Origin of the sequence: Delftia sp. Cs1-4, assembly GCF_000214395.1 — a bacterium.
Classification (GTDB): domain Bacteria; phylum Pseudomonadota; class Gammaproteobacteria; order Burkholderiales; family Burkholderiaceae_C; genus Comamonas; species Comamonas acidovorans.
Genome location: NC_015563.1, coordinates 4530907 through 4554911, shown reverse-complemented (window position 1 = coordinate 4554911; position 24005 = coordinate 4530907). Strand labels below are relative to the sequence as shown.

The 24005-nt window shown below is 65.0% G+C and carries 20 protein-coding genes, 6 tRNA genes and 1 pseudogene; 18 read left to right on the top strand and 9 right to left on the bottom strand.

The window, feature by feature from the left end:
- Window positions 1–213 precede the first annotated feature (213 nt).
- The 15 genes and pseudogenes from tig (at window position 214) to DELCS14_RS19865 (ending at window position 11343) form a co-directional block, all read left to right on the top strand.
- Window positions 214–1524 carry a trigger factor gene (gene tig, locus DELCS14_RS19935; protein ID WP_012204528.1) on the top strand — a complete coding sequence of 437 codons (1311 nt, stop codon included), beginning with the start codon at window positions 214–216 and terminating at the stop codon, window positions 1522–1524.
- Between the two features lie 135 nt (window positions 1525–1659).
- Window positions 1660–2268, top strand: coding sequence for an ATP-dependent Clp endopeptidase proteolytic subunit ClpP (clpP, locus tag DELCS14_RS19930; RefSeq protein WP_012204529.1), 609 nt, complete (start codon window positions 1660–1662; stop codon window positions 2266–2268).
- Window positions 2269–2375: 107 nt separating this feature from the next.
- Window positions 2376–3638, top strand: coding sequence for an ATP-dependent Clp protease ATP-binding subunit ClpX (clpX, locus tag DELCS14_RS19925; RefSeq protein ID WP_012204530.1), 1263 nt, complete (start codon window positions 2376–2378; stop codon window positions 3636–3638).
- A gap of 120 nt (window positions 3639–3758) precedes the next feature.
- Complete coding sequence (gene lon / locus DELCS14_RS19920) at window positions 3759–6173, top strand: endopeptidase La (protein ID WP_012204531.1); 2415 nt, start codon at window positions 3759–3761, stop codon at window positions 6171–6173.
- Between the two features lie 103 nt (window positions 6174–6276).
- Window positions 6277–6352, top strand: a tRNA-Gly gene (locus DELCS14_RS19915).
- A 67-nt stretch (window positions 6353–6419) separates the two neighbouring features.
- Window positions 6420–6495, top strand: a tRNA-Gly gene (locus DELCS14_RS19910).
- Window positions 6496–6554: 59 nt separating this feature from the next.
- A tRNA-Gly gene (locus DELCS14_RS19905) sits at window positions 6555–6630 on the top strand.
- Between the two features lie 43 nt (window positions 6631–6673).
- Window positions 6674–6747 (top strand) — tRNA-Cys (locus tag DELCS14_RS19900).
- A 382-nt stretch (window positions 6748–7129) separates the two neighbouring features.
- Window positions 7130–7582, top strand: a complete 453-nt coding sequence (locus DELCS14_RS19895; RefSeq protein WP_228676797.1) for a M48 family metalloprotease — start codon at window positions 7130–7132, stop codon at window positions 7580–7582.
- 15 nt (window positions 7583–7597) lie between these two features.
- The gene (locus DELCS14_RS19890) at window positions 7598–8869 is read left to right on the top strand and encodes an IS256 family transposase (RefSeq protein WP_013801385.1); all 1272 of its coding nucleotides are present in this window, start codon (window positions 7598–7600) and stop codon (window positions 8867–8869) included.
- 92 nt (window positions 8870–8961) lie between these two features.
- Window positions 8962–9330: pseudogene (locus tag DELCS14_RS19885) on the top strand (M48 family metalloprotease); the annotation flags it as partial.
- Between the two features lie 149 nt (window positions 9331–9479).
- A tRNA-Gly gene (locus DELCS14_RS19880) sits at window positions 9480–9555 on the top strand.
- A gap of 97 nt (window positions 9556–9652) precedes the next feature.
- Window positions 9653–9743 (top strand) — tRNA-Leu (locus DELCS14_RS19875).
- 329 nt (window positions 9744–10072) lie between these two features.
- A complete protein-coding gene (locus tag DELCS14_RS19870; RefSeq protein WP_013803265.1) occupies window positions 10073–10699 on the top strand; it encodes a DUF6806 family protein in 627 nt (208 codons plus the stop codon).
- Between the two features lie 32 nt (window positions 10700–10731).
- Window positions 10732–11343 carry a YgjP-like metallopeptidase domain-containing protein gene (locus tag DELCS14_RS19865; RefSeq protein WP_013803264.1) on the top strand — a complete coding sequence of 204 codons (612 nt, stop codon included), beginning with the start codon at window positions 10732–10734 and terminating at the stop codon, window positions 11341–11343.
- Window position 11344: 1 nt separating this feature from the next.
- Here the strand turns inward: DELCS14_RS19865 and murI are convergent, their stop codons facing one another.
- The 4 genes from murI to DELCS14_RS19845 form a co-directional block, all read right to left on the bottom strand.
- A complete protein-coding gene (gene murI, locus DELCS14_RS19860) occupies window positions 11345–12235 on the bottom strand; it encodes a glutamate racemase (RefSeq protein WP_013803263.1) in 891 nt (296 codons plus the stop codon).
- A gap of 58 nt (window positions 12236–12293) precedes the next feature.
- The gene (locus DELCS14_RS19855; protein ID WP_013803262.1) at window positions 12294–12881 is read right to left on the bottom strand and encodes a GNAT family N-acetyltransferase; all 588 of its coding nucleotides are present in this window, start codon (window positions 12879–12881) and stop codon (window positions 12294–12296) included.
- A complete protein-coding gene (locus tag DELCS14_RS19850) occupies window positions 12878–13510 on the bottom strand; it encodes a methyltransferase domain-containing protein (RefSeq protein ID WP_013803261.1) in 633 nt (210 codons plus the stop codon). Before DELCS14_RS19850 ends, DELCS14_RS19855 begins: the two co-directional genes overlap by 4 nt.
- A gap of 100 nt (window positions 13511–13610) precedes the next feature.
- A complete protein-coding gene (locus tag DELCS14_RS19845; protein ID WP_013803260.1) occupies window positions 13611–15164 on the bottom strand; it encodes a fumarate hydratase in 1554 nt (517 codons plus the stop codon).
- Window positions 15165–15477: 313 nt separating this feature from the next.
- On the opposite strand from DELCS14_RS19845, the gene fumC reads away from it, so the two are divergent.
- On the top strand, window positions 15478–16869 hold the full coding sequence (gene fumC / locus DELCS14_RS19840) for a class II fumarate hydratase (RefSeq protein WP_013803259.1): 1392 nt from the start codon (window positions 15478–15480) through the stop codon (window positions 16867–16869).
- A gap of 68 nt (window positions 16870–16937) precedes the next feature.
- Here fumC and DELCS14_RS19835 read toward each other — a convergent pair whose 3' ends face one another.
- The 4 genes from DELCS14_RS19835 to DELCS14_RS19820 form a co-directional block, all read right to left on the bottom strand.
- Window positions 16938–17837, bottom strand: coding sequence for an alpha/beta hydrolase family protein (locus tag DELCS14_RS19835; RefSeq protein WP_013803258.1), 900 nt, complete (start codon window positions 17835–17837; stop codon window positions 16938–16940).
- A 146-nt stretch (window positions 17838–17983) separates the two neighbouring features.
- Complete coding sequence (locus DELCS14_RS19830; protein WP_013803257.1) at window positions 17984–19210, bottom strand: multidrug effflux MFS transporter; 1227 nt, start codon at window positions 19208–19210, stop codon at window positions 17984–17986.
- 1 nt (window position 19211) lies between these two features.
- On the bottom strand, window positions 19212–19721 hold the full coding sequence (locus DELCS14_RS19825; RefSeq protein ID WP_013803256.1) for a MarR family winged helix-turn-helix transcriptional regulator: 510 nt from the start codon (window positions 19719–19721) through the stop codon (window positions 19212–19214).
- 150 nt (window positions 19722–19871) lie between these two features.
- Window positions 19872–20558, bottom strand: coding sequence for a DUF3334 family protein (locus tag DELCS14_RS19820; RefSeq protein WP_012204543.1), 687 nt, complete (start codon window positions 20556–20558; stop codon window positions 19872–19874).
- Between the two features lie 139 nt (window positions 20559–20697).
- On the opposite strand from DELCS14_RS19820, the gene DELCS14_RS19815 reads away from it, so the two are divergent.
- Both DELCS14_RS19815 and DELCS14_RS19810 read left to right on the top strand, forming a co-directional pair.
- Entirely contained in the window at window positions 20698–21336 is a 639-nt protein-coding gene (locus tag DELCS14_RS19815; protein WP_013803255.1) for a ParB-like protein, read from the top strand.
- A complete protein-coding gene (locus tag DELCS14_RS19810) occupies window positions 21336–22961 on the top strand; it encodes a SulP family inorganic anion transporter (protein ID WP_013803254.1) in 1626 nt (541 codons plus the stop codon). Before DELCS14_RS19815 ends, DELCS14_RS19810 begins: the two co-directional genes overlap by 1 nt.
- 21 nt (window positions 22962–22982) lie before the next feature.
- On the opposite strand, the gene DELCS14_RS19805 is transcribed toward DELCS14_RS19810, so the two are convergent.
- Window positions 22983–23969, bottom strand: coding sequence for a LacI family DNA-binding transcriptional regulator (locus tag DELCS14_RS19805; protein WP_013803253.1), 987 nt, complete (start codon window positions 23967–23969; stop codon window positions 22983–22985).
- Window positions 23970–24005 lie beyond the last annotated feature (36 nt).

Genomic DNA, 24005 nt, shown 5'->3' with positions numbered 1-24005 from the left:
GGAAAAGCGCCTCGTTTATAATACTTGGCTTCGCTTATCACGGGTTGAGCGAACCATGCGAGGTCCAGGCGGCCAGGCGCATGCGATGTAAGCCCTTGAAATCTGAGGTGCCGCGCGGCCGACTGGCTTCGGTCCGCGATGCACCGTGACTTTGCGCAATACGGTGCGGGCTGCATGTCAGCCGGCACGGTCCAATCCCTCATAGGAACAAACATGGCCGTTACTGTTGAAACCCTTGAAAAGCTCGAGCGCAAGATCACGCTGAGCCTGCCCCTGAACTCCATCCAGAGCGAAGTCGAGAACCGTCTGAAGCAGGTGGCGCGCACCGTGAAGATGGACGGCTTCCGTCCCGGCAAGGTGCCGATGAGCGTGGTGGCCCAGCGTTATGGCTACTCGGTGCAGTACGAAGTGCTCAACGACAAGGTTGGCGAGGCTTTTGCACAGGCCGTCAACGAAGCCAAGCTGCGCGTGGCTGGCCAGCCCCGCATCTCCGAAAAGGAAGGCGCTCCCGAGGGCGAGGCCCAGTTCGAAGCCATCTTCGAAGTGATGCCTGAAGTCAAGATCGGCGACCTGACCTCGGCCGAAGTCGAGAAGCTGACCGCCGAAGTGGACGACGCCGCCATCGACAAGACCGTGGACATCCTGCGCAAGCAGCGCCGCACCTTCGCGCAGCGCGCCCAGGCCGATGTGGCCGTGGACGGCGACCGCGTGACCGTGGACTTCGAAGGCAAGATCGACGGCGAGACCTTCTCCGGCGGCAAGGCTGAAGACTTCCAGTTCCTGGTCGGCGAAGGCCAGATGCTCAAGGAATTCGAAGACGCAGTGCGCGGCATGAAGGCTGGCGAGTCCAAGACTTTCCCGCTGGCATTCCCCGCTGACTACCACGGCAAGGACGTGGCCGGCAAGACCGCCGATTTCCTGGTGACGGTCAAGAAGATCGAAGCCGCCAACCTGCCCGAAGTGGACGAGGCTTTTGCCAAGGCACTGGGCGTGGCTGAAGGCACGGTCGAAGGCCTGCGCGCCGACATCAAGAAGAACTTGGAGCGTGAAGTCAAGTTCCGCGTCCAAGGCCGCAACAAGCAGGCCGTGATGGACGCTCTGGTGTCCAAGGCCGAGCTGGAACTGCCCAAGGCTTCGGTGCAGGCTGAAGTCGCACGTCTGCTGGAAGGCGCCCGCGCCGAGCTGCAGCAGCGCGGCATCAAGGACGCCGAGAAGGCCGAGATCCCTGAAGACGTGTTCCTGCCCCAAGCCGAGCGCCGCGTGCGCCTGGGCCTGGTGGTGGCCGAGCTGGTGCGCGCCAACGAGCTGCACGCCACGCCCGACCAGATCAAGGCCCACGTGGAAGAGCTGGCCGCCAGCTACGAAAAGCCCGAAGACGTGGCACGCTGGTATTTCGGCGACCGCCAACGCCTGGCTGAAGTCGAAGCCGTTGTCATCGAAAACAACGTGACCGAGTTCGTGCTGGGCAAGGCCAAGGTCTCCGACAAGGCCGTGTCCTTCGACGAACTGATGGGCCAGGCCTGAGGGTTTGAGCACCGCCTGCCTGCCGCTTCGTGAGATCGGCGGGCGGGTTGGCATCTGCGGGGCTTGTGCTTTGGCGCACAAGCCCCATTTTCTTTCCGGATACGGCTAAAGTAGCCCCCTAGTACTGGAGAAAACATGAGCGCATTGGAAACTCAGGGTTTGGGCATGATCCCAATGGTCATCGAACAGTCCGGCCGCGGAGAGCGGTCGTACGACATCTACTCGCGCCTGCTCAAGGACCGGGTGATCTTCCTGGTGGGCCCTGTCAATGACCAGACGGCCAACCTCGTCGTGGCCCAGCTGCTGTTCCTTGAAAGCGAAAACCCCGACAAGGACATTTCGTTCTACATCAACAGCCCCGGCGGCTCCGTGAGCGCCGGCCTGGCCATCTTCGACACGATGAACTTCATCAAGCCCGATGTGTCCACGCTGTGCACCGGCATCGCAGCCAGCATGGGCGCCTTCCTGCTGGCCGCTGGCACCAAGGGCAAGCGCTTTGCGCTGCCCAACTCCCAGGTCATGATCCACCAGCCGCTGGGCGGCATGCAGGGCCAGGCCACCGAGATCGAGATCCACGCCCGCGAGATCCTCAAGACCCGCGAGCGCCTGAACAAGATCCTGGCCGAGCGCACGGGCCAGCCGCTGGAAAAGATCCAGCACGACACCGAGCGCGACTACTTCCTGTCCGCCGAGGAAGCCAAGGACTACGGCCTGGTCGATCAGGTGATCAACAAGCGCTCCTGAAGTCCGGAGGCTGCATGAGAATGGGCGGCGTTTTCCCCCTACGGAAAACGCCGCTTTCCATTTGGTTATCATCCTTTTCCATATTTCTGTAACAAGGCACCGACCCCATGGCCGAGAAAAAAGGCTCCTCCAGCGAAAAAAACCTTTATTGCACCTTCTGCGGCAAGAGCCAGCATGAGGTCAAGAAGCTGATCGCGGGTCCGTCAGTCTTTATCTGCGACGAGTGCATCGATCTCTGCAACGAGATCATCCGCGACGAGCAGCCCAGCACCGAGGCCAAGGACGGCCGAGGCGACCTGCCCACGCCCGCCGAAATCAAGGCCAACCTCGACAACTACGTGATCGGCCAGGACCTGCCCAAGCGCACGCTGGCCGTTGCCGTCTACAACCACTACAAGCGCCTGCGTCACAAGGACAAGGCTGGCAAGGACGAGATTGAGCTGGCCAAGAGCAACATCCTGCTCATCGGTCCCACGGGCTCCGGCAAGACGCTGCTGGCGCAGACGCTGGCGCGCATGCTCAACGTGCCCTTCGTCATGGCCGATGCCACCACGCTGACCGAAGCCGGCTACGTGGGCGAGGACGTCGAGAACATCATCCAGAAGCTGCTGCAGAGCTGCGAGTACGACGTCGAGCGTGCACAGCGCGGCATCGTCTACATCGACGAGATCGACAAGATCTCGCGCAAGTCCGACAACCCCAGCATCACGCGCGACGTGTCTGGCGAGGGCGTGCAGCAGGCCCTGCTCAAGCTCATCGAAGGCACCATGGCCAGCGTTCCCCCGCAAGGCGGCCGCAAGCATCCGAACCAGGACTTCCTGCAGATCGACACGACCAATATCCTGTTCATCTGCGGCGGCGCGTTCGCGGGCCTGGAGAAGGTCATCGAGAACCGCACCGAGGCGTCTGGCATCGGCTTTGGCGCCACGGTCAAGAGCAAGAAGCAGCGCTCCATCTCGGAAGTGTTCCAGGAGATCGAGCCTGAAGACCTGATCAAGTTCGGCATCATCCCCGAGCTGGTCGGCCGCATGCCCGTGGTCACGGCCCTGGCCGAACTGGGCGAAGACGCCCTGGTGCAGATCCTGACCGAGCCCAAGAACGCCCTGGTCAAGCAGTACAGCAAGCTGCTTGCCATGGAGGGCGTGGAGCTGGAGATCCGGCCTGCCGCGCTCAAGGCCATCGCCCGCAAGGCGCTGGCGCGCAAGACGGGTGCCCGTGGCCTGCGCTCCATCCTGGAGCAATCTCTGATCGGCACCATGTACGAGCTGCCCAATGCCGACAATGTCGAAAAGGTAGTGGTGGACGAGTCCACCATCGAAGACGGAAAGGCGCCGCTGCTGGTTTACCGCGAAGCGGCCAAGAAGGCCTGATGCGCCGCCGCCTGCAAAGGTCCGGCAGCGCAAGTCCCTGCGTCCCGAAATCCTTTCGGGCCGCAGGGTTGAAATACACCGGTGTGCGGACCATCTTCCGCTGACAAACCGAGGATTCCCATGTCAGGACATACCCCTTTGCCTTCCACCCCCCTAGACCTGGCGCTGCTGCCGTTGCGCGATGTGGTCGTGTTCCCCCACATGGTGATCCCGCTGTTCGTGGGGCGCGCCAAGAGCATCAAGGCGCTGGAGCTGGCCATGGAGGGCGACCGCCGCATCATGCTGGTGGCCCAGAAGACCGCCTCCAAGGACGAGCCCACGGCCGCTGACATGTTCGATGTCGGCTGCGTGTCCACCATCCTGCAGATGCTCAAGCTGCCCGACGGCACGGTCAAGGTGCTGGTCGAAGGCCAGCAGCGCGCGCTGGTCAAGCAGGTCATGGACGAAGAGACCCACTTCGTGGGCTCCGTCGTGCCCGTGGCGCCCGAGGCCGAAACCCACAAGCCCAGCGAGATCGAGGCCCTGCGCCGCGCCGTGACGCAGCAGTTCGACCAGTACGTCAAGCTCAACAAGAAGATCCCGCCCGAGATCCTCACCTCCATCGCCAGCATCGACGATGCCGGCCGCCTGGCCGACACCATTGCCGCGCACCTGCCGCTCAAGCTTGAGAACAAGCAGGCCGTGCTCGACCTGGTGGACATCAAGGAACGCCTGGAAAACCTCTTCGAGCAACTGGACCGCGAAGTCGACATCCTCAACGTCGACAAGCGCATCCGCGGCCGCGTCAAGCGCCAGATGGAGAAGAACCAGCGCGACTTCTACCTGAACGAGCAGGTCAAGGCCATCCAGAAGGAACTGGGCGAGGGCGAAGACGGCGCCGACATCGAAGAGATCGAAAAGAAGATCAAGCTGGCCCGCATGCCCGCCGAGGCGCGCAAGAAAGCCGAGGCCGAGCTCAAGAAGCTCAAGCTCATGTCGCCCATGTCGGCCGAAGCCACCGTGGTGCGCAACTACATCGACGTGCTCACGGGCCTGCCCTGGAGCAAGAAGACCAAGATCAAGCACGACCTGGCCAATGCCGAGGACGTGCTCAATGCCGACCACTTCGGCCTCGAAAAGGTCAAGGACCGCATCCTTGAATATCTTGCTGTGCAGCAGCGCGTGGACAAGGTCAAGGCGCCCATCCTGTGCCTGGTCGGACCTCCGGGCGTGGGCAAGACCTCGCTGGGCCAGTCCATCGCCAAGGCCACGGGCCGCAAGTACGTGCGCATGGCGCTGGGCGGCATGCGTGACGAGGCGGAAATCCGCGGCCACCGCCGCACCTACATCGGCGCCATGCCGGGCAAGGTGCTGCAAAGCCTGGACAAGGTCGGCACGCGCAACCCGCTGTTCCTGCTGGACGAAATCGACAAGCTCGGAATGGACTTCCGTGGCGACCCGTCGAGCGCCCTGCTGGAAGTGCTGGACCCCGAGCAGAACCACACCTTCGGCGATCACTACGTCGAGGTGGACTTCGACCTCAGCGACGTGATGTTCGTGGCGACCTCCAACTCCATGAACATCCCGCCCGCGCTGCTGGACCGCATGGAAGTGATCCGCCTGTCGGGTTACACCGAGGACGAAAAGGTCAACATCGCCATCCGCTACCTGCTGCCCAAGCAACTCACCAACAACGGTGTGAAGGACGGCGAAATGCAGGTCGACGAGTCCGCCATCCGCGACATCGTGCGCTACTACACGCGTGAAGCCGGCGTGCGCTCTCTGGAACGCGAGCTCTCCAAGATCTGCCGCAAGGTGGTCAAGGGACTGCAGCTCAAGAAGCTGGAGCCCACCGTCGTCGTCAATGCCGACAACCTCACCGACTACCTGGGTGTGCGCAAGTACAGCTACGGCCGTGCCGAGCACAACAACCAGGTCGGCCAGGTCGTGGGCCTGGCATGGACCGAGGTCGGTGGCGATCTGCTGACCATCGAGGCCGCCATCATGCCCGGCAAGGGCGTGATCTCGCGCACCGGCTCCCTGGGCGACGTGATGAAGGAATCCGTGGAAGCCGCCCGCACCGTGGTGCGCAGCCGCTCGCGCATGCTCGGCATCAAGGACGAGGCCTTCGAGAAGAAGGACATCCACGTGCACGTGCCCGATGGCGCCACGCCCAAGGACGGCCCCAGCGCGGGTGCGGCCATGACGACGGCCTTCGTCTCTGCGCTGACCGGTATCCCGGTGCGTGCCGATGTCGCCATGACTGGCGAGATCACGCTGCGCGGTGAGGTCACCGCCATCGGCGGCCTCAAGGAAAAGCTGCTGGCGGCCCTGCGTGGCGGCATCAAGACGGTGCTGATCCCCGAAGAGAACGTCAAGGACCTCCAGGAGATCCCCGACAACGTCAAGAGCGGCCTGGAAATCATCCCCGTCAAGTGGATCGACCAGGTTCTCAAGGTGGCGCTGGAGCGCGTGCCCGAGCCCTTGTCCGAGGAGGAGGCCGCAGCGCCGCCACCAGCGGAATCCAAGCCTGTGGAGCCAGCCGTCAAGCACTGAAGATGAAAAAATGTAGCGTTTTTCCTGAACCCTCCAAGAACTACGCTACAATTCATCCCATCGCAGCAAACGACGTTGTAGAATGTCAGGCTTCGGTAGAAATGCGGGAATAGCTCAGTTGGTAGAGCGCAACCTTGCCAAGGTTGAGGTCGACGGTTCGAACCCGTTTTCCCGCTCCAGTTTTTGAACATGCTTTCGGGCGTGTTCGGTTCTGGTGGCGGTTGGCTGCCAGAATGGATGATTCAAGCGGGAATAGCTCAGTTGGTAGAGCGCAACCTTGCCAAGGTTGAGGTCGACGGTTCGAACCCGTTTTCCCGCTCCAGTTTTGGATGTGCCTAGTGCACATCCGATTCAGGTGACGGTTGGTTGCTTGAATTTTTTGCGGGAATAGCTCAGTTGGTAGAGCGCAACCTTGCCAAGGTTGAGGTCGACGGTTCGAACCCGTTTTCCCGCTCCAGTTTTAAAAACTGCAGCAATGCTGCATGTTTGATAGTGATCTTGGCGCGATAGCAAAGCGGTTATGCCCCGGATTGCAAATCCGGTTAGACCAGTTCGACTCTGGTTCGCGCCTCCAAAAATTCATTGCAGACACAGTGTTCAAAAGGCCCCTCGGGGCCTTTTTCTTTTTCTGCATCACGGATCGTTGTTCGTCCTTGGTGCCATGTCTCCGCAGCGGCCTCGACTTGGCTGGCGCATCTTCTTCTCTTCCGATTCAGTGCCATGACGGTGCTTCACGCTCTGTGCATCGGCAGCATGGCTGCATGCCTGTTTTGGCCATTCATTGCTGATTTGGTGAATTTAATTGTTTCCATTTGTTTTAATGAGCAGTCGTCATTGAAATTTGGCATTGCTTGTCCATTGAGAAATTGCAAGAAATTGCAAATGGGTTGTCATTGCCGGTAGATTGAATTGGCGGGTCGTGGATATGATGCGCGCTTCATTTATCGGGAGGGATTATGAAGATCAAGCTATTGACGGCGATTGTTGCCAGCGGCGTGGTGCTGGCGGGCTGTAAAACCATGGAGTCTGCCGATGTGGGCGGGTTGCTGGATTCGGGCTCCACGGCCATGAAGGCCATGACGCTCACGGATGACGACGTGGTCACGCTGTCCAATGATTCCTGCGCAGCCATGGATGCTCAGAACAAGGTGGCAGATGCAAAGAGCAAGTACACGCTGCGGCTGAACAAGGTGATTGCCGGCATGCCGCAGGCTGTCAATGGGAAGAAGGCTGTCTACAAGGTCTATATGACGCAGGACGTGAATGCCTGGGCCATGGCCAATGGCTGCATCCGTGTCTACAGCGGCCTGATGGATCTGATGAACGATGACGAGTTGCGTGGCGTGATTGGCCATGAGATCGGGCACGTGGGAGCCTGTCCCGAATTTTGTGTGCGAGGCATAGCATGACGATCAGGAGCATGTATGCCAAGCAAGACGACGAAGAAGGCGGCGGCCAGCGCTGCTGCGGCGGCGAAGCTGCCGCCCATTCCCAAGGAACTGATTGACCAGTTCGTGACCGGGCCGATGACGGGCGAGGCGGTCAACGCCGCGACGGTGGCCTTCAAGAAGGCGCTGATCGAGCGTGCGCTGGGCGCTGAGCTCAGCCATCACCTGGGCTATGCCCCCGGGGGTGCCAAGCCCGAGGCCGGGGCCAACCACCGCAACGGCAGCACGGGCAAAACGGTGCTCACCGACGACGGCCCGCTGCGCATCGAGGTGCCGCGTGACCGCGCTGGCAGCTTCGAGCCAGTGCTCATCCCCAAGCACGAGCGACGCTTCACCGGCTTTGACGACAAGATCGTGGCCATGTACGCGCGCGGCATGACCATGCGCGAGATCCAGGGCTTCTTGCTGGAGAGCTACGGCACAGAGGTCTCGGCCGAGTTCATCAGCTCGGTCACCGACGCCGTCATGGCCGAGGTCACCGCCTGGCAGGCCCGCCCGCTTGAACCGATGTACCCGGTGGTGTTCTTCGACGCGCTGCGCGTGAAGATCCGAGAGGACGCGGTGGTGCGCAACAAGGCCATCTACCTGGCCCTGGGCGTGCTGCCCGATGGCAGCCGCGACATCCTGGGCCTGTGGATCGAAGGCACCGAGGGGGCCAAGTTCTGGATGAAGGTCTTCAACGACCTGAAGACCCGGGGCGTCAACGACATCCTCATTGCTGTCACCGATGGTCTCAAGGGCATGGCCGAGGCGTTGGGGGCGGTTTTCCCGGCCACCACGCTGCAGACCTGCATCGTGCACCTGATCCGCAACAGCCTGGACTACGCGAGCTGGAAGGATCGCAAGCTGCTTGCGCAGGCCATCCGACCCATCTACACGGCGCCCAGTGCTGAGGCGGCACAAGCCGAGCTGGAGGCCTTTGAGCAAGGCCCTTGGGGTCACAAGTTCCCCACCGTGGTGGCGGCCTGGCGTCGGGCCTGGGACAAGGTGATCCCCTTCTTCGCCTTCCCGCCAGCCGTGCGCCGCGTGGTCTACACCACCAACGCCATTGAGAGCATCAACGCGAGGCTGCGCAAGATCATCAAGACGCGCGGGCACTTCCCCAGCGATGACGCGGCCACCAAGCTGATCTGGCTGGCCCTGCGCAACATCACGGCTGACTGGGGCCGCGCGGCCAAGGATTGGAAGGAGGCAATGAACCAGTTCGCGATCCTCTACGAGGACCGCTTCACCAGGAGGACTGCTTAAGATGCAGTCTCCACTTGCCCAGGTATCCGTCGTTGTCTCATGCAACTCCGGCTGACCAGGGCAAGTCAATGAGAGCCTTGCACACAAAAATTCAGACAGGCCCGCACGTGGCACTGGGTCACAGCAAGAAGCGCATGCAGACGGCCTATGCGGCGTCGGCTGCACGCTCTATTGCGGCCAATAGCGGCAATTCGGCGCTGGCCTCGCTGTCGCGTTCGCAGGCGGGTGATCTGGGTGAGAAGTTCATCAATGCCCAGTTCTCGCAGTCGCAGGAATCGGCGGCCGATGACTACTCCTTCGATCTGCTCACGGAAAAGAAGATGAGCCGCCAGGGGCTGGTCACATCGTTCCAGAAGCTGGCCAAGCTCAGCGCTGGCAGCGGCGGCAGCTCCATCCTGAGCTCCCATCCGCCGTCCGAACAGCGTGCCAAGCGCATGCAGGATCGCATCGACGGCAAGTAGGCGTCGACGGTGAAACAGCCTGCCGCCGCAAGGTGCAAGGCAGGCTGCGATCTGCCTTGGTGCAGATTTTTTGCGGGCTTCTTCCGTAGCACCAAAAATCTGCGCTAGAATTCAAGTCTGCTCTGTGAAGCACATAGCTTTACAGATACGCGGGAATAGCTCAGTTGGTAGAGCGCAACCTTGCCAAGGTTGAGGTCGACGGTTCGAACCCGTTTTCCCGCTCCAATTCAGAAAAAGGGAAGCGGTAACGCTTCCCTTTTTCGTTGGTGCTGCAGTTGCAGGTGTGAGCAGTTCGCGCTGACCTGTGACGCTGCGGTGCAGGGCCCCGATGGTGAAATTGGTAGACACTGCGGACTTAAAATCCGCCGCTTCCGAACAGGGGCGTGCCGGTTCGATCCCGGCTCGGGGCACCACAACCCAATACCTACTAGGCATTGTTGCTATCTATACGGTAGCGGATTGAAGCAGCCAAGGCGCCTGCTGTTCCGCAAATTCAGGCGTCGTGCCGCAACGTGCATCGACGGTCCTGCCCGCTTGCTGCGCTGCACGGTGTCCATGCCTTGCCAAGACCTTGCCCGTTGGCATAACGTGCGAGAATCCATTCATCAGGCCCCGGGCTGCTTGCCTGGATGGCGCGGCTCGGGCAGACAGTGATGGCGATGCCTGCATGCGTTCCGTTGACGTTGATCGTGGCACATGGTGCGGCGTGACAGGTGTGGCCAAACTCATCCCAGACGAGAACATGTCGAATTACAACGCTCCATTTGAAATCCACGTGCACGGCCAAGTGCTGCTGCGCCCCGACACGACCTACGAGCAGTTGCAGGAAGCGCTGGGTCCGCTGTGGAAGTATGCGGGGGCCCGTTCCCTGGCCGATGGCGCTGGCAGCGTCTATGAGGAAGAGCCAGGCATCCAGTTCGATACCAAGGAGCGCCTGCTCCAGGTGTGCTGGACCGTGCGTGGTGACGAGGATTTCCGCCAGTCGCTGGACGACATGTGCATGGGCATCAACGAGCTGGCCGAGCAGGGCGCGGCCATCGAGGTGACCTTCTACGACACCGAGTTCGACGAGGAAGAGGAGTCCGAAGAGGCCGAGTCGCGCGACGACTTCGTCATGCTCTTCGTTGGTCCGACGCCCGCGGCCATCATGCAGGTGCAGCGCGATCTGCTGGTGCAGGACGTGGTCAACCTGATGGAGCGCCATTTCGACGGCTCCGAGCTGGGTGGCGTGGTGCAGGAGATCGACAAGCTGTTCTCCCAGCGCTTCGATGCCCTGGTCAGTTCGCTGGAGATCGGCAAGCCGCCGCGCGGTATGGGTGGATCGGGTTCGGGCCACGGCGGCAACCGCCGCCCACGCCACCTGCATTGAGCGCAAGGCGCTGCCCCGCGCAGCGTACAGCCATGGCGGCACAGGCCAGCACGCCCAAGTATTCCGGAGCAGTCACCGAGACCGTGCGCCGCCAGCGCGAGCAGCGGCGCGAGGTGGCCGGTGGCGTGCTGCCGCTTCCCTACCTGTCCGCCTACCCGGCCGCGCTGCAGTCACAGGTGCGTGGCTGGCTGGCCGATGACAAGGCTGAGGCCTGGCTGCTGCGCAAGCATCCCGAGGCCCATGCCGTGCGCACGGACAAGAGCCTCTATGACTACGTGGATGCCCTCAAGGGCCGGCACATGCGCAATGCCGGCACGCTGAACAAGGTGGCCTACGACGGCCGCATCCACGTGGTCCACAACGCCCTGGGCCTGCACACGCGCCGCACCGTGGTGCAAGGAAGCCGCCTCAATGCACGGCACGAGATCCGCATCGGCGCACTGTTCAAGCAGGCGCCCGAGGCGTTCTTGCGCATGATCGTCGTCCACGAGCTGGCCCATCTGCGCGAGCCCGACCACGACAAGGCCTTCTACCAGTTGTGCACGCACATGGAACCCGACTATCACCAGTTGGAGTTCGAGCTGCGCCTGTACCTGAGCTGGATGGACCACTCGGGCCGGCGCCTGTGGCAGGCGCAGCCGTGATTCAAGCGGCCGTGGGAATGGCGCTGGATTCGCCGACCTGAACGGACGAGCAGCATTGCGCAGGCAGCTCCAGCCAGCGCGATGCGGCGGACTGCAGGGCCTGCAGCGATCCCGTGGTCATCAGCTGGACCTGGCCCTTTGCTGCGGGCAAGGGGCCTGATTCGCTGGCCAGGGTGCCCAGGCGGTCCAGCACGCGCCGCGTCTGGCGGGCTACCGGGGCACCTGTGTCGATGAACTGGATGTCCGGCCCCAGCAGCGTGCGCAACTGCTCGCGGGCGAATATGTAGTGGGTGCAGCCCAGCACCAGGGAATCCATCTCACCCGTCTTCTGTCCGAAGCTGCCCAGGGCATTCACATACCTGGTGCACAGTTGCGCGACCTCGGTGGCCATGGGGTCGGCGGGAACGGGTTGCTCCGTGCTTTCCTCGATGGCCTTGGCCAGTCCGTCGCAGGGCTGGACATGGAATTGCACGCGCTGGCCATGGTCGGCCACCAGGCGCGCAAAGCGTGCGCTGCTCACCGTGCCGCGTGTGGCCATCACGCCCACGTGGCCGGTCTGGCTCGACAGCGAAGCGGGCTTGATGGCGGGCTCCACGCCGATCAGGGGCAGTTCGGGCATTTCGGCGCGCAGCATGTCCACGGCCGCTGCCGTGGCCGTGTTGCAGGCGATCACCAGCACCTTGATCTGGTGCTGCTCGCGCAGATGGCGCGCAATGGTGCGCGTGCGCTGCTGAACGAAGGCATCGCCACGCGCATCGCCATAGGGTGCATTGCCGCTGTCGGCAAGGTAGACGAAGCGCTCATGCGGCAGTTCATGGCGCAGCGCCTGCAGCACGCTGAGGCCGCCGATGCCGCTGTCGAAGACGCCGATGGGAGAGGCCGGGGAGGTCATGTGGAGATGCGGATAAAGGCTTTTGGAGGCGGCGCCCAGTATGCCCGCTCGGGCGCGTTCATGCTGCGGCCATGGCTTGCTGCTGCAGCCATTGGGCATGTGTCAGGCGGTACAGGCAATGCCTGCGCAGCGCATGGCCTGCCGGCACCTCCGGATGGTCGAAGTCATGGGCGTCGCGTTCCATGCCCAGGCGCTGCATCACGGCCTGCGAACGCAGGTTGGACAGCGCGGTGAACGAGACGATGGACTCCCGATGCAACGCGCCGAAGCCGTGCTCCAGCGCCGCCCGTGCGCCTTCGCTGGCCAGGCCCTGGCCCCAGAAAGGCCGGGCGAGCCGCCAGCCGATTTCCACGCAGGGCGAGAACGGCAAAGACGCGGCGGGAGTATGCAGCCCGATGAAGCCCATGAACTCGCCGCTGGCAAGGTGCTCTGCCGCCCAGAAGCCCCAGCCGCGTTCCTCGATCAGTGCCTGGATCCTGTCTGCCATGGCATTGCTTTGTTCACGGCTGAGCAGTGCCGGAAAGTGCTCCATGACCTGTGGGTCGGCATTCAGCGCGGCAAAGGTCTGTCGGTCGCCGGCCTGCCACTGGCGCAGTATCAGGCGCGGTGTCCGCAGGGTCGCTACAGGGGAATGTGTGGTGGTCATGGTTGGAGAGGGCGCTGCAGTACCAGCAGATACGCGGCTGCATGGCCGTGAAAGGAGTGGGGGATGAAGCCTGCCTCGCCTGCCAGCTTTTCCACGCTGGTGCGGCGCTGGAAATGCGGGTCGAAGACCAGTTCGGCCACGGCCAGCAGGCCGCCGGGGCACAGGCTCTGGAAGATATCGGCCAGCGCGGCCTGACGGTCCGGGATCTCTCCCAGTACGGCGGCCATCACGGCGCGGTCGTGCTGCTGCGCTTCAAGCTGCCCCTGGCCCAGCGCAGCCGCCTGGGTGCGCACATTCTCCAGCCCCTGGGCGCGCGCCTTGGCAGCCACCTGTTCAAGCATGGCCGGCTGCAGGTCCACGGCCAGCACCTGTCCCTGCGCGCCAACGGCACGCGCCAATGGCAGGGTGACGCGGCCCGGGCCGCAGCCCGCGTCCAGCACCTTCATGCCCGGCTGGATCTGCAGTTGCCCGACGATGAAGGCGGCCTTGTTGCTGGCCGCGAAGGGATTGTCAAGCTCGACCATCCAGCGCAGCCAGGACGGGCAGGGCAGGACATGGCGGCGGGAGGACAGGCGCCAGGCCAGGCTGGTCACGGCCAGCAGGGCGATGAGGACGAGCGCGATGGTCATGTTGAATGGGCAGTGTTGCAGGCAGCGGGCAGTCTGTCACAAATGCCCGCACCAATGAAAAGACCGCCCGAAGGCGGTCCCTTTGCGCTTGGTGCCGGCCTCAGGCCGAGGCGATCTCAATGGTCTTGAACTCGCCGGACGCGATGCGCTTTTGCCATTCGGCAGGGCCCGTGATGTGGGCGCTGGTGCCGCCGGCATCCACGGCCACGGTCACGGGCATGTCCACCACGTCGAATTCGTAGATGGCTTCCATGCCCAGGTCCTCGAAGCCCACGACCTTGGCGTTCTTGATGGCCTTGGACACCAGGTAGGCGGCGCCGCCCACGGCCATCAGGTAGGCCGACTTGTGGTTCTTGATGGACTCGATGGCCACCGGGCCGCGCTCGGCCTTGCCGATCATGGCGATCAGGCCGGTCTGCTCCAGCATCATGTCGGTGAACTTGTCCATGCGGGTGGCCGTGGTCGGGCCTGCGGGGCCCACGGCTTCGTCCTTGACCGGGTCCACGGGGCCGACGTAGTAGATCACGCGGTTGGTGAAGTCCACGGGCAGCTTCTCGCCCTTGGCCAGCATGTCCTGGATGCGCTTGTGGGCGGCATCGCGGCCCGTGAGCATCTTGCCGTTGAGCAGCAGGGTGTCGCCGGGCTTCCAGCTGGCCACTTCTTCCTTGGTCAGTGCGTTGAGGTCCACGCGGCGCGACTTGTTGTAGTCGGGCTCCCAGTCGATCTTGGGCCACAGGTCCAGCGAGGGGGCGTCCATGTAGACCGCACCGGAGCCGTCCATCACGAAGTGCGCGTGGCGCGTGGCCGCGCAGTTGGGGATCATGGCCACGGGCTTGGAGGCCGCGTGCGTGGGGTACATCTTGATCTTGATGTCCAGCACGGTGGCCAGGCCGCCCAGGCCTTGCGCGCCGATGCCCAGGGCGTTGACCTTCTCATACAGCTCCAGGCGCAGTTCCTCGACCTGGTCGAGCTTTTCTCCGCGCGCGGCCTTGGCCTGCAGCTCGTACATGTCCAGGTCTTCCATCAGGCTTTCCTTGGCCAGCAGCACGGCCTTCTCGGCGGTGCCGCCGATGCCGATGCCCAGCATGCCCGGCGGGCACCAGCCCGCGCCCATGGTCGGAACGGTCTTGAGAACCCAGTCCACCAGGTTGTCGCTGGGGTTCATCATGATCATCTTGGACTTGTTCTCCGAGCCGCCGCCCTTGGCGGCCACGGTCACGTCCAGCTTGTCGCCGGGCACGATCTGCACGTTGATGACGGCAGGCGTGTTGTCCTTGGTGTTCTTGCGGGCGAACAGCGGATCGGCCACGACCGAGGCACGCAGCGTGTTGTCGGGGTGGTTGTAGCCGCGGCGTACGCCTTCGTTGATGGCGTCTTCCAGGCCGCCCGTGAAGCCTTCCCAGCGCACGTCCATGCCCACCTTCAGGAACACGTTGACGATGCCGGTGTCCTGGCAGATCGGGCGGTGGCCGGTGGCCGACATCTTGGAGTTGGTCAGGATCTGGGCCATCGCGTCCTTGGCCGCCGGGCTCTGCTCGCGTTCGTAGGCGCGGGCCAGGTGGGCGATGTAGTCGGCGGGGTGGTAGTAGCTGATGTACTGCAGGGCGCCTGCGATCGAATCGATCAGGTCCTGCTGGCGGATCGTGGTGGTCATCGGTGGGGTGTCTTTTTGATCGGGGGAACAGGGGAGGGGAATCCCGGGGGCGATTATCGGCGCTGCAGGGGGAAAAGTGCACGCAATGGGCGCAGTCTTGTACAAGAGTCGAGGGGTTTGCCTGGACAAGCCCGCCTCGGCGACACCTCAGTGGGGGACGGATGCGAGAGGTTCCCATTTACGGAGTTACCATGAGCGGGTTTTTGCCATTGCGGCCCTGCCAGCCAGATATCCCCGAGCCACGTCCTGCGCGGCCCGCCGACCTGCCTCCAGCCAACTGCGCCGCGTTGTTTTCACCAAGGAGTCCACACCAATGACCGCGACCCGCCAGGAAAAAGACACTTTCGGACCCATAGCCGTCCCCGCAGACAAGCTCTGGGGTGCGCAGACGCAGCGTTCGCTGCAGAACTTCGACATCAGCGGAGAGCAGCAGCCGCGCGAGATCATCCACGCGCTGGCCCAGGTCAAGAAGGCCTCGGCCACCGTCAACCACAAGCTGGGCCTGCTCGACGAGAAGAAGACCCAGGCCATCCTGGCCGCCGCCGACGAGGTGATCGCCGGCAAGCACCCGGACGAGTTCCCGCTGGTGGTCTGGCAGACCGGCTCGGGCACGCAGACCAACATGAACGTCAACGAGGTGCTGGCCAACCGCGCCAGCGAAATCCTCGGCGGCGAGCGCGGCGAATCGCGCCTGGTCCACCCCAATGACGACGTGAACAAGAGCCAGTCGAGCAACGACGTGTTCCCGACCGCCATGCACGTGGCTGCCGTCACGGCCATCGAGCAAAAGCTGCTGCCCGCCATTGCCCTGCTGCGCAACACGCTGCAGGCCAAGAGCGAGGCCTATGCCGACATCGTCAAGATCGGCCGCACCCATCTGCAGGACGCCACGCCGCTGACGCTGGGCCAGGAAATCTCGGGCTGGGTGGCCCAGCTGGCCCATGGCGAAAAGCATGTGCGCGCCGCGCTGCCGCACCTGTACGAGCTGGCGCTGGGCGGCACGGCCGTGGGCACGGGCCTGAATGCGCCCAAGGGCTATGCCGAGGGCGTGGCGGCCGAGCTGTCCCAGCTCACCGGCTACCCGTTCGTGACGGCGCCCAGCAAGTTCGAGGCCCTGGCCTCGTGCGACGGCCTGGTCCACGCCCACGGCGCGCTCAAGACGCTGGCCGCCAGCATGATGAAGATCGCCAACGACGTGCGCTGGCTGGCCTCGGGCCCGCGCAGCGGCCTGGGCGAGATCTCCATCCCCGAGAACGAGCCCGGCTCGTCCATCATGCCCGGCAAGGTCAACCCCACGCAGAGCGAAGCCGTGACCATGCTGGCGGCCCAGGTCTTCGGCAACGACGTGGCCATCAACTTCGGCGGCGCCTCGGGCAACTTCGAGCTGAACGTGTTCCGTCCCATGGTCTCGCACAACTTCCTGCAGAGCGTGCGCCTGCTGGCCGATGGCATGAAGAGCTTCAACGACCACTGCGCCGTGGGCATCGAGCCCAACCGCGAGCGCATCACCGAACTGGTGCAGCGCTCGCTGATGCTGGTGACGGCGCTGAACCCGCACATCGGCTACGACAAGGCGGCCTACATCGCCAAGAAGGCGCACAAGGAAGGCTCCAGCCTGCGTGAAGCCGCCGTGGCTTCCGGCCACCTGACCGGCGAACAGTTCGACGCCTGGGTGATCCCTGCCAAGATGGTCGGCAATCTGTAAGACCTGCTGATGCAATCAAAAAGGGGAGCCGATCGGCTCCCCTTTTTTTCTTCACCGCCTGGCCTGGCTCAGTTGTCCGCCTGCGGGCGGCGCACGGTGCGGAACACGTACTTGAGCGCGTCGCCGATGGTGCTTTCCCAGACCGGCCATTCATGCTTGCCGTTGACGATGCGCAGCTCGGCAGGCTGCTTGCTCCTGCGCAGCTGGGCGTAGAGCTGGGCGGCGTCGGACTCGATCATGAATTCATCGTCGTCGCCCGAGTTGATGTACATGGGCACGCTGATCTTGCGGGCGAGAAAGCTGTCCCACAGCACGGGGTAGTTGTAGCTCTTCCAGACCGTGGTGCTGTACTGGCCGCCCGTGTTGGGTTCGGCAAAGACCTTGACCGAGCGTGCCGAGGAATCGGCGGGCGGCTCGGGGTTGTAGATGGCGGGGCTCAGCAGGGCGGCGGCCTGGAATTTCTCGGGGTACTTGAGCACGTAGCGCAGCGCGCCGTAGCCGCCCATGGACAGGCCGCCGATCACGCGGCCATCGCGGCTGGTGAGGGTGCGGTACTTCTTCTCGACATGGGGGACAAGGTCCTGGAAGAAGGCCGTCTCCATGGGCTCCTTGAGGTCCACGTACCAGGTCGTTCCCGCGTCGGGCATGACGATGATGGCGGGCGGGATCTCCCCGTTCTGGATCAGCTGGTCCACCGTGCGCAGCAGATTGCCCTTGACGGGCCAGTCATTGCGCTGGCCGTCATTGCCGTGCAGCAGGTACATGACGGGATAGCGCAGCCTGGACTGGGCGTCGTAGCCCGTGGGCAGGTAGACGTTGTAGGTCCAGCTGCGCTGCAGCGTGGCGCTCTTGAACTCGGCGGCCTCGATGGAGCCGGCCTGGGCGGCTGTACCGGCCAGCAGCGCGGCGGCTGCCAGCGTGCCGGTGGCGGCCTGGCGCAGGACGATGGAAAAGGAAAGTTGGCGCATGGTTTTTTGTCTCCTGTGGGCCGTGGCGGCTGGCCACGGCTGCGCCAATGTAATCGAGGGCCTGCGCACCTCGCACCCGCAGTCGGCCGGACCGTCGCCTGGGCGACTGTGGTCTTCAGCCCGGGCGGCCCTCGCCCGGGCGCCCCTCAGCCGGGCGCCCGCTGCGCGTGGCGCAGCGCGCTGCGAAAGCCCAGTTGCCCCAGCACGCAGGCCACCACCAGGGCCAGCGCCGCCGACAGCGCCGGGTTGCTGCCCAGGCTGGCGCCCAGCGTGCACAGGCCGCCCACGGCCATCTGGGTGCTGCCGTAGACCCCGGCGGCCGAGCCCGTGAGGCGCGGATGCACGCTCAGCGCGCTGGCCAGCGCCGCAGGGCTGGTCAGGCCCGAGCCCAGCGCGAACAGCACCATCAGCCCCACCACGATGGCCGGCGTGAGCTGGTTGAACAGGGCCAGCAACAGCAGCATGGCCGCGCTGGCCAGGCTCAGCAGATTGCCGTTGAGCATCAGCCGCTCCAGGGGCCAGTGGCGTATCAGCTGGCGGGCCAGCGCATTGCCCACGGCCATGCCGCCCATGAGCAGGCCCAGGTAGATGGCCACCTCATGCTTGGTGGAATGCAGTTGCTCGATGAAGACGAAGGGCGCCGCGGCCAGGAAGGCATAGATGGACGTGGTGGCGCAGCCGCCGCCCACGGCAAAGCCCACGAAGGCAGGAGAGCGCAGCAGGCTGCGGTAGTCGTCGCGGATGGTGCCCAGGTGCAGGCGGCCCGTGGGCTGGCCGGTTTCGGGCAGCAGCTTCCAGATGGCGAAGGCCGTCACGCCGCCGACCACGGCCAGCGTGCCGAAGATGGCACGCCAGCCCAGGGCGTCGTCGATGGCCGAGCCGATGGCCGGCGCGATGCCGGGGCCGATCATCATCATCAGGTTGAGCAGCGCCAGGCTGCCCACGGCGTTCTCGGGCGTGCTTGAATCGCGCGCAATGGCGCGGCCCAGGGCCAGGCCCGCGCAGCCGCCCAGCGCCTGGAGCAGCCGCGCGCCGATCAGCCAGGGGGCGGACGGGGCGAGAAAGGCCGCCAGGCTGGCCAGCGCATAGAGGATGAGCCCGGCCAGCAGCATGGGGCGGCGACCCAGGCTGTCCGACAGCGGGCCGTAGATCAGCTGGCCCACGCCCAGGCCCAGGATGTAGACCGTGATGGTCAGCTGCATCTGGCTGGCGCCGGCCTGGAGCTGGCGTGCCGCATCGGGCAGGGCGGGCAGGAACATGTGCATGGCCAGCGTGCCGACGATGGTCACGATCACCAGCAGCCAAAGCGGCGCCTTGCGGCTGGCCGCTGTATGGCCCTGGGCGGGTGGCAGCGGAGAGTGCTCGGCCGCCATCTCAGGCAGCCTGCTCGTCGGGCAGGTCCGTGTCGCAGGCGGGCTCGGCGGCCATGGCCTCCAGCAGGCGCTGCAGCGTGGCATAGGCCGCGCCCAGTTCCTCGGGCGGCACGGCGCCCAGCACCTGGGCGCGCGCCTGCTGCAGCAGGCCCTGCACGGCTTCGACCTGGGCATGGCCGGCTGGCGTGAGCTGGATTTTCCTGACGCGGCGGTCGCTGTCGTCCACGCGCTCTATCCAGCCCTGGGCGGCCAGGCCGTCCACCAGCCGCACGACGGAGGAGCTGTCCAGCGCCAGGGAGTGGGCCAGATCCTTCTGGCGCATGGCCTCGGGCGAGCGCGCCAGGTGCATCAGCGGCATCCACAGTGCCTGGGTCAGTCCCATGGGCGCCAGCAGCCGGTCCAGCGTGCGGCGCCACTGTTTGTTCACCTGCCCCAGCGTGAACATGAAATGCCTTTGCACGGCGGTGGGGTCGGCCTGCGTGAGCGGGAAGGGGGCGGAAGGGGACGACATCGGGTGATATTCAAATAGTTGGCATCCCAATTATCTGCATATCAACGATGTCGTTTGCGGGGCTGCCCTGATACATCCGCATGCATCAGGGTCTTGCCCGCAGTGCCGGGGCTGTGTGCCTGGGTTGTAAGCCGGGGCGTGTGCCGGCAGTTACATGCCCAGCGACTTGAGCAGTTCGTCGGTGTCGGTGCTGGCGGCCGGCGCGGGCGCTGCGGCCGGGGCGCTGGCGGCGGTCTGGGCCATGAGCGCATCGGGATCGGGGCGCTCCTGGGGCTCGAAGTCCACGACCTTGATGAACTCGGTGCGGTCCATGGCCAGTTCGAGATAGAAGATGTTGTTGTTGCCCGTGTAGAAGGTCACGCGGCGCGCCTCGGGGGAGTCGAGGTTGGCGTCCACGCTGAGGTTGACCTGCTTGTTCAGGCGGATCATCTTGGGCTGGCTCTGGGTGATGTAGGTCTGAAGCTCGCGCTGGACCTTGCTGGTGAAGTCGCCCACCACCTGGTTCATCAGCTCGCCCATGACGTTGCTGACATCGTCCGAGGTATAGGAGGTGGCCAGGTCGTCCTCGCCCATGCCCATGCTCAGCATGTAGCTGCGGTACAGCTCCATGGCGGCGGCGGCCGAGAAGTTGATGATCACCAGGCCCGAGAAGCCGCCGTCCACCAGGACAAAGCAGCCGATGTCGGGCTTGAGGCTGGTCTTGGTGATGCGTTGCACCATGCCCGAATACTGGATCTGGCACTGCGTGGCCACCTGGAGCACGCGCGAGACGGAGTTGCAGAGGCTGATCAGCACGTCTTCCGTGCCATGGACGATGGGATGTTGGGGCTGGTTCATGAGGTCAACGGGACAAAATTGTGAGCGATTATGGGTGCAAGTCCGTTGTTGCGACCATTTGTAACTCCGAAGGCGTATTCTGGATGCCGGACCGGGCAGCCCGCTGGGTCCGCACCTTTGATGCAACGGAGGTTGGACGATGAGAGCACAGCAGCATCTGACCCGGGTTCCGCTGGACGCACTGCGTCCCACGCAGATGACCATAGGCGCCGCCGAAGTGCAGACCAAGCGCGCCCAGTGGAGCCGTCTCAGGCGCAAGGAGCGCGAAGGCCTTCTGGCCTCGCACTGGTTTCCGGCCGTGCTGGGGCCGCGTGGCCTGCACTACATCGTTGACCACCACCACCTGGGGCTGGCGCTGACGCAGGAGTCCGTGGAGCAGGTCTGGGTCATGCAGCTGGCCGATTTCAGCGAGGCCGATCCGTTGATGTTCTGGCGCCTGATGGAGTTCCACCAATGGGCCCATCCGGATGACGAGCGCGGCCGCCGCTGCGACTGGGCCAAGATGCCCGAGCAGTTGGACAGCCTGCGCGACGACCCCTACCGCAGCCTGGCCGGCGCCGTGCGCAAGGCCGGTGGCTATGCCAAGGACACGGCGCCTTTCGTCGAATTCCTCTGGGCCGATTTTTTCCGCACGCGCTTTGCACCCAAGGACCTGCGCAGTGGCAAGAGCGATGTCGCCTTGCCCGATCAGGCCCTGCATGAGGCCCTGGGCCTGGCGCACGGCGCCGAGGCGCGCTACCTGCCGGGCTGGTCCGGCGTCGTTGCCCCGCAATCCTGATGCGTGCCCCTGGCCTGCCTGCCTTGGCCGATTGGGGCGCCGGCCTGTCCATCGCCGGCCTGCTGCTGCCCGAGGCCGTGGCCTATTCCGGCATCGCCGGCCTGCCGCCGCAGGCCGGGGTGATTGCGCTGTTCGCCGGGCTGCTGGCCTATGGCCTGCTGGGGACCAGCCGCTTCGCCATCGTCTCGGCCACATCCTCCTCTGCCGCCGTGCTGCTGGCGGCCACGGCGTCCATGGCCGGCACCTCGCCGCAGCAGCGCATGCTGCTGGGCGTGGGCATCGTGCTGCTGACGGGCCTGTTCTTCGTGGTGGCGGGGCTGGCGCGGCTGGGCGCGGTCTCCAATTTCATTGCCAAGCCCGTGCTGCGCGGTTTTGCGCTGGGGCTGGCGCTGACCATCGTGGTCAAGCAGATCCCGTATGCCGTCGCCTTCCAGCCCGTGCATGGCGATCTGCCGCGCTTTGTCTGGGAGCTGCTTGCCGGCTGGCGGCACTGGAATGGAGCGGGTCTGGCCATGGCCGTTGCGGCGTTGCTGCTGATGCGTGCGCTGGCCCGCTGGCGTGGCCTGCCTGCGGCCTTGCTGGTGATTGCGGCCGGCATTGCGCTGGATGCGGGCGGCTGGTGCGCACGCTGGGGCATTGCGGCCGTGGGGCCGATACGGCTGGATTTCTCCAACCCCGGCATTCCCTCGCTGTCGCGCGCCGAATGGCTGCGCCTGGGCGAGCTGGCCTTTGCGATGGCGCTCATTCTCTATGCCGAGTCCTACGGCTCCATCCGCAGCTTTGCGCTGCGCCATGGCGACCGCGTCGATGCCAACCGCGACCTGATGGCGCTGGGCGCGGCCAACCTGCTGTCGGGCGTGTTCCATGGCATGCCCGTGGGCGCGGGCTACTCGGCCACCTCGGCCAACGAGGTGGCGGGCGCGCAAAGCCGCGCTGCAGGCCTGGTGGCCTGCGCCGTGGTGGGCCTGGCCGTCTGGCTGCTGCTGCCCTGGATAGAGCGCACGCCGCAGCCGCTGCTGGCCGCCATCGTCATCCACGCCGTGGGCCACACGCTGAACCCTGCCGCGCTGCGCCTTTACTTCGCCTGGCGGCGGGATCGCTTGATCGTGGTGCTGGCCTTCTTTGCCGTGCTGGCGCTGGGCGTGCTCGACGGGTTGCTGCTGGCCATTGCGGCCAGCCTGCTCATGCTGCTGCAAACGCTGTCGCGCTCGCATGTGAGCTGGCTGGGCAGGCTGGGGGACACGCATGACTTTGTCGATGCCGCACGCCACCCCGACGCGGTGGTGCCGGCCGGCCTGCTGATCGCGCGGCCCGAGGCGCCGCTGTTCTTCGGCAATGCCGACCCGGTGTTTGCGGCCATCCGGGAGCGGCTGCAATCCCTGCCTTCGGCCCGCGGCGTGGTGCTGAGCCTGGAAGATTCGGCCGATCTGGATGCCACCAGTGTCGAGGCGCTGTGCGACTTCGCGGCCCAGTTGCGGCAACTGGGCGTGCCGCTGGCCCTGGCCCGCGTCAAGGACCCCGTGCGCGACCTGCTGGCGCGCGTGGGCAATCCGGCCTTGCCGCACGCCAGCTATGCGGGCTGGAGCGTGGACGACGCCGTGCGCCAGTTGCAGATCCCTGCGTGATCCCCGCCCCGGCGCAGCGCCTCAGCCCGCCGCCTGGGTGGACTCGCGCACGATGCAGCGCCCCTGCATGATCACCTTGCGCAGCGGCAGGTCGGGCGTGTGCAGCCGCTCCATGAGCAGGCCGAATGCGGCGCGGCCCATGGCCTCCACCGGCTGCTCGATCACGGTGATGGCGGGGGCCACCAGTTCTGTCCAGCGCTCGTTGTCGAAACCGGCAAGCGCCACATCGCCGGGGATGCGCAGGCCTGCGGCGCGTATCGCGCGCAGGCAGCCTTCCAGCAGCAGGCTGTTGCTGGCCACGAAGGCATCGGGCCGCTGCGGCTGGCGCAGCCATTGCGCGACCTCGGCCTCGGCGGCATCGCTGGTTGGGGGCAACTGGCGCAAGTCGGGCTCCAGGCCCGCATCGCGCATGGCGGCCAGATAGCCGTCGCAGCGCTCGCGCGCCGTGCTGCTGGTGCTGCCGAAGACGCCTGCAATGCGGCGGCGGCCCTGGTCCACCAGATGCCTGACCAGGGTGGCGCAGGCCTGGGCGTTGTCCAGCACCACGCTGTCATGGAAGGCCGGGGCGCCCGCCCGGTCCACCAGGACGACGGGAAACTCCAGCTGCATGCGCTCCAGCTTGTGCAGGCTGGCCTGGGTGGGTGCAAAGATCAGCCCCGCGATGCGCTCTTCCTGCATGAGCTGCAGGTACATGGCTTCGCGCTGCGGGTCTTCGTCGGTATTGCACAACAGCACGCGCCGGCCCTGGCGATAGGCCTCGGCCTCGACCGCGCGGATCAGGGCCGTGAAAAACGGGTTGCGTATGTCGGCCACCAGCACGCCCATGGGGCCAGCGTCGCGCGCGCGCAGCCGGCGCGCCATCAGATTGGGCCGGTAGCCCGTGGCCTGCACGGCGGCCGCGACCCGCGCCCGGACCTCCTCGCTGACCGAGCCGCCCGCCAGCGCGCGCGATACCGTCGATTTGGAAACCCCGGCCGCACGGGCCACATCGTTGATGCTGATGCTCAATGCAATCGTTCCCGTTGGTTATGGTCTGCCGCAGAG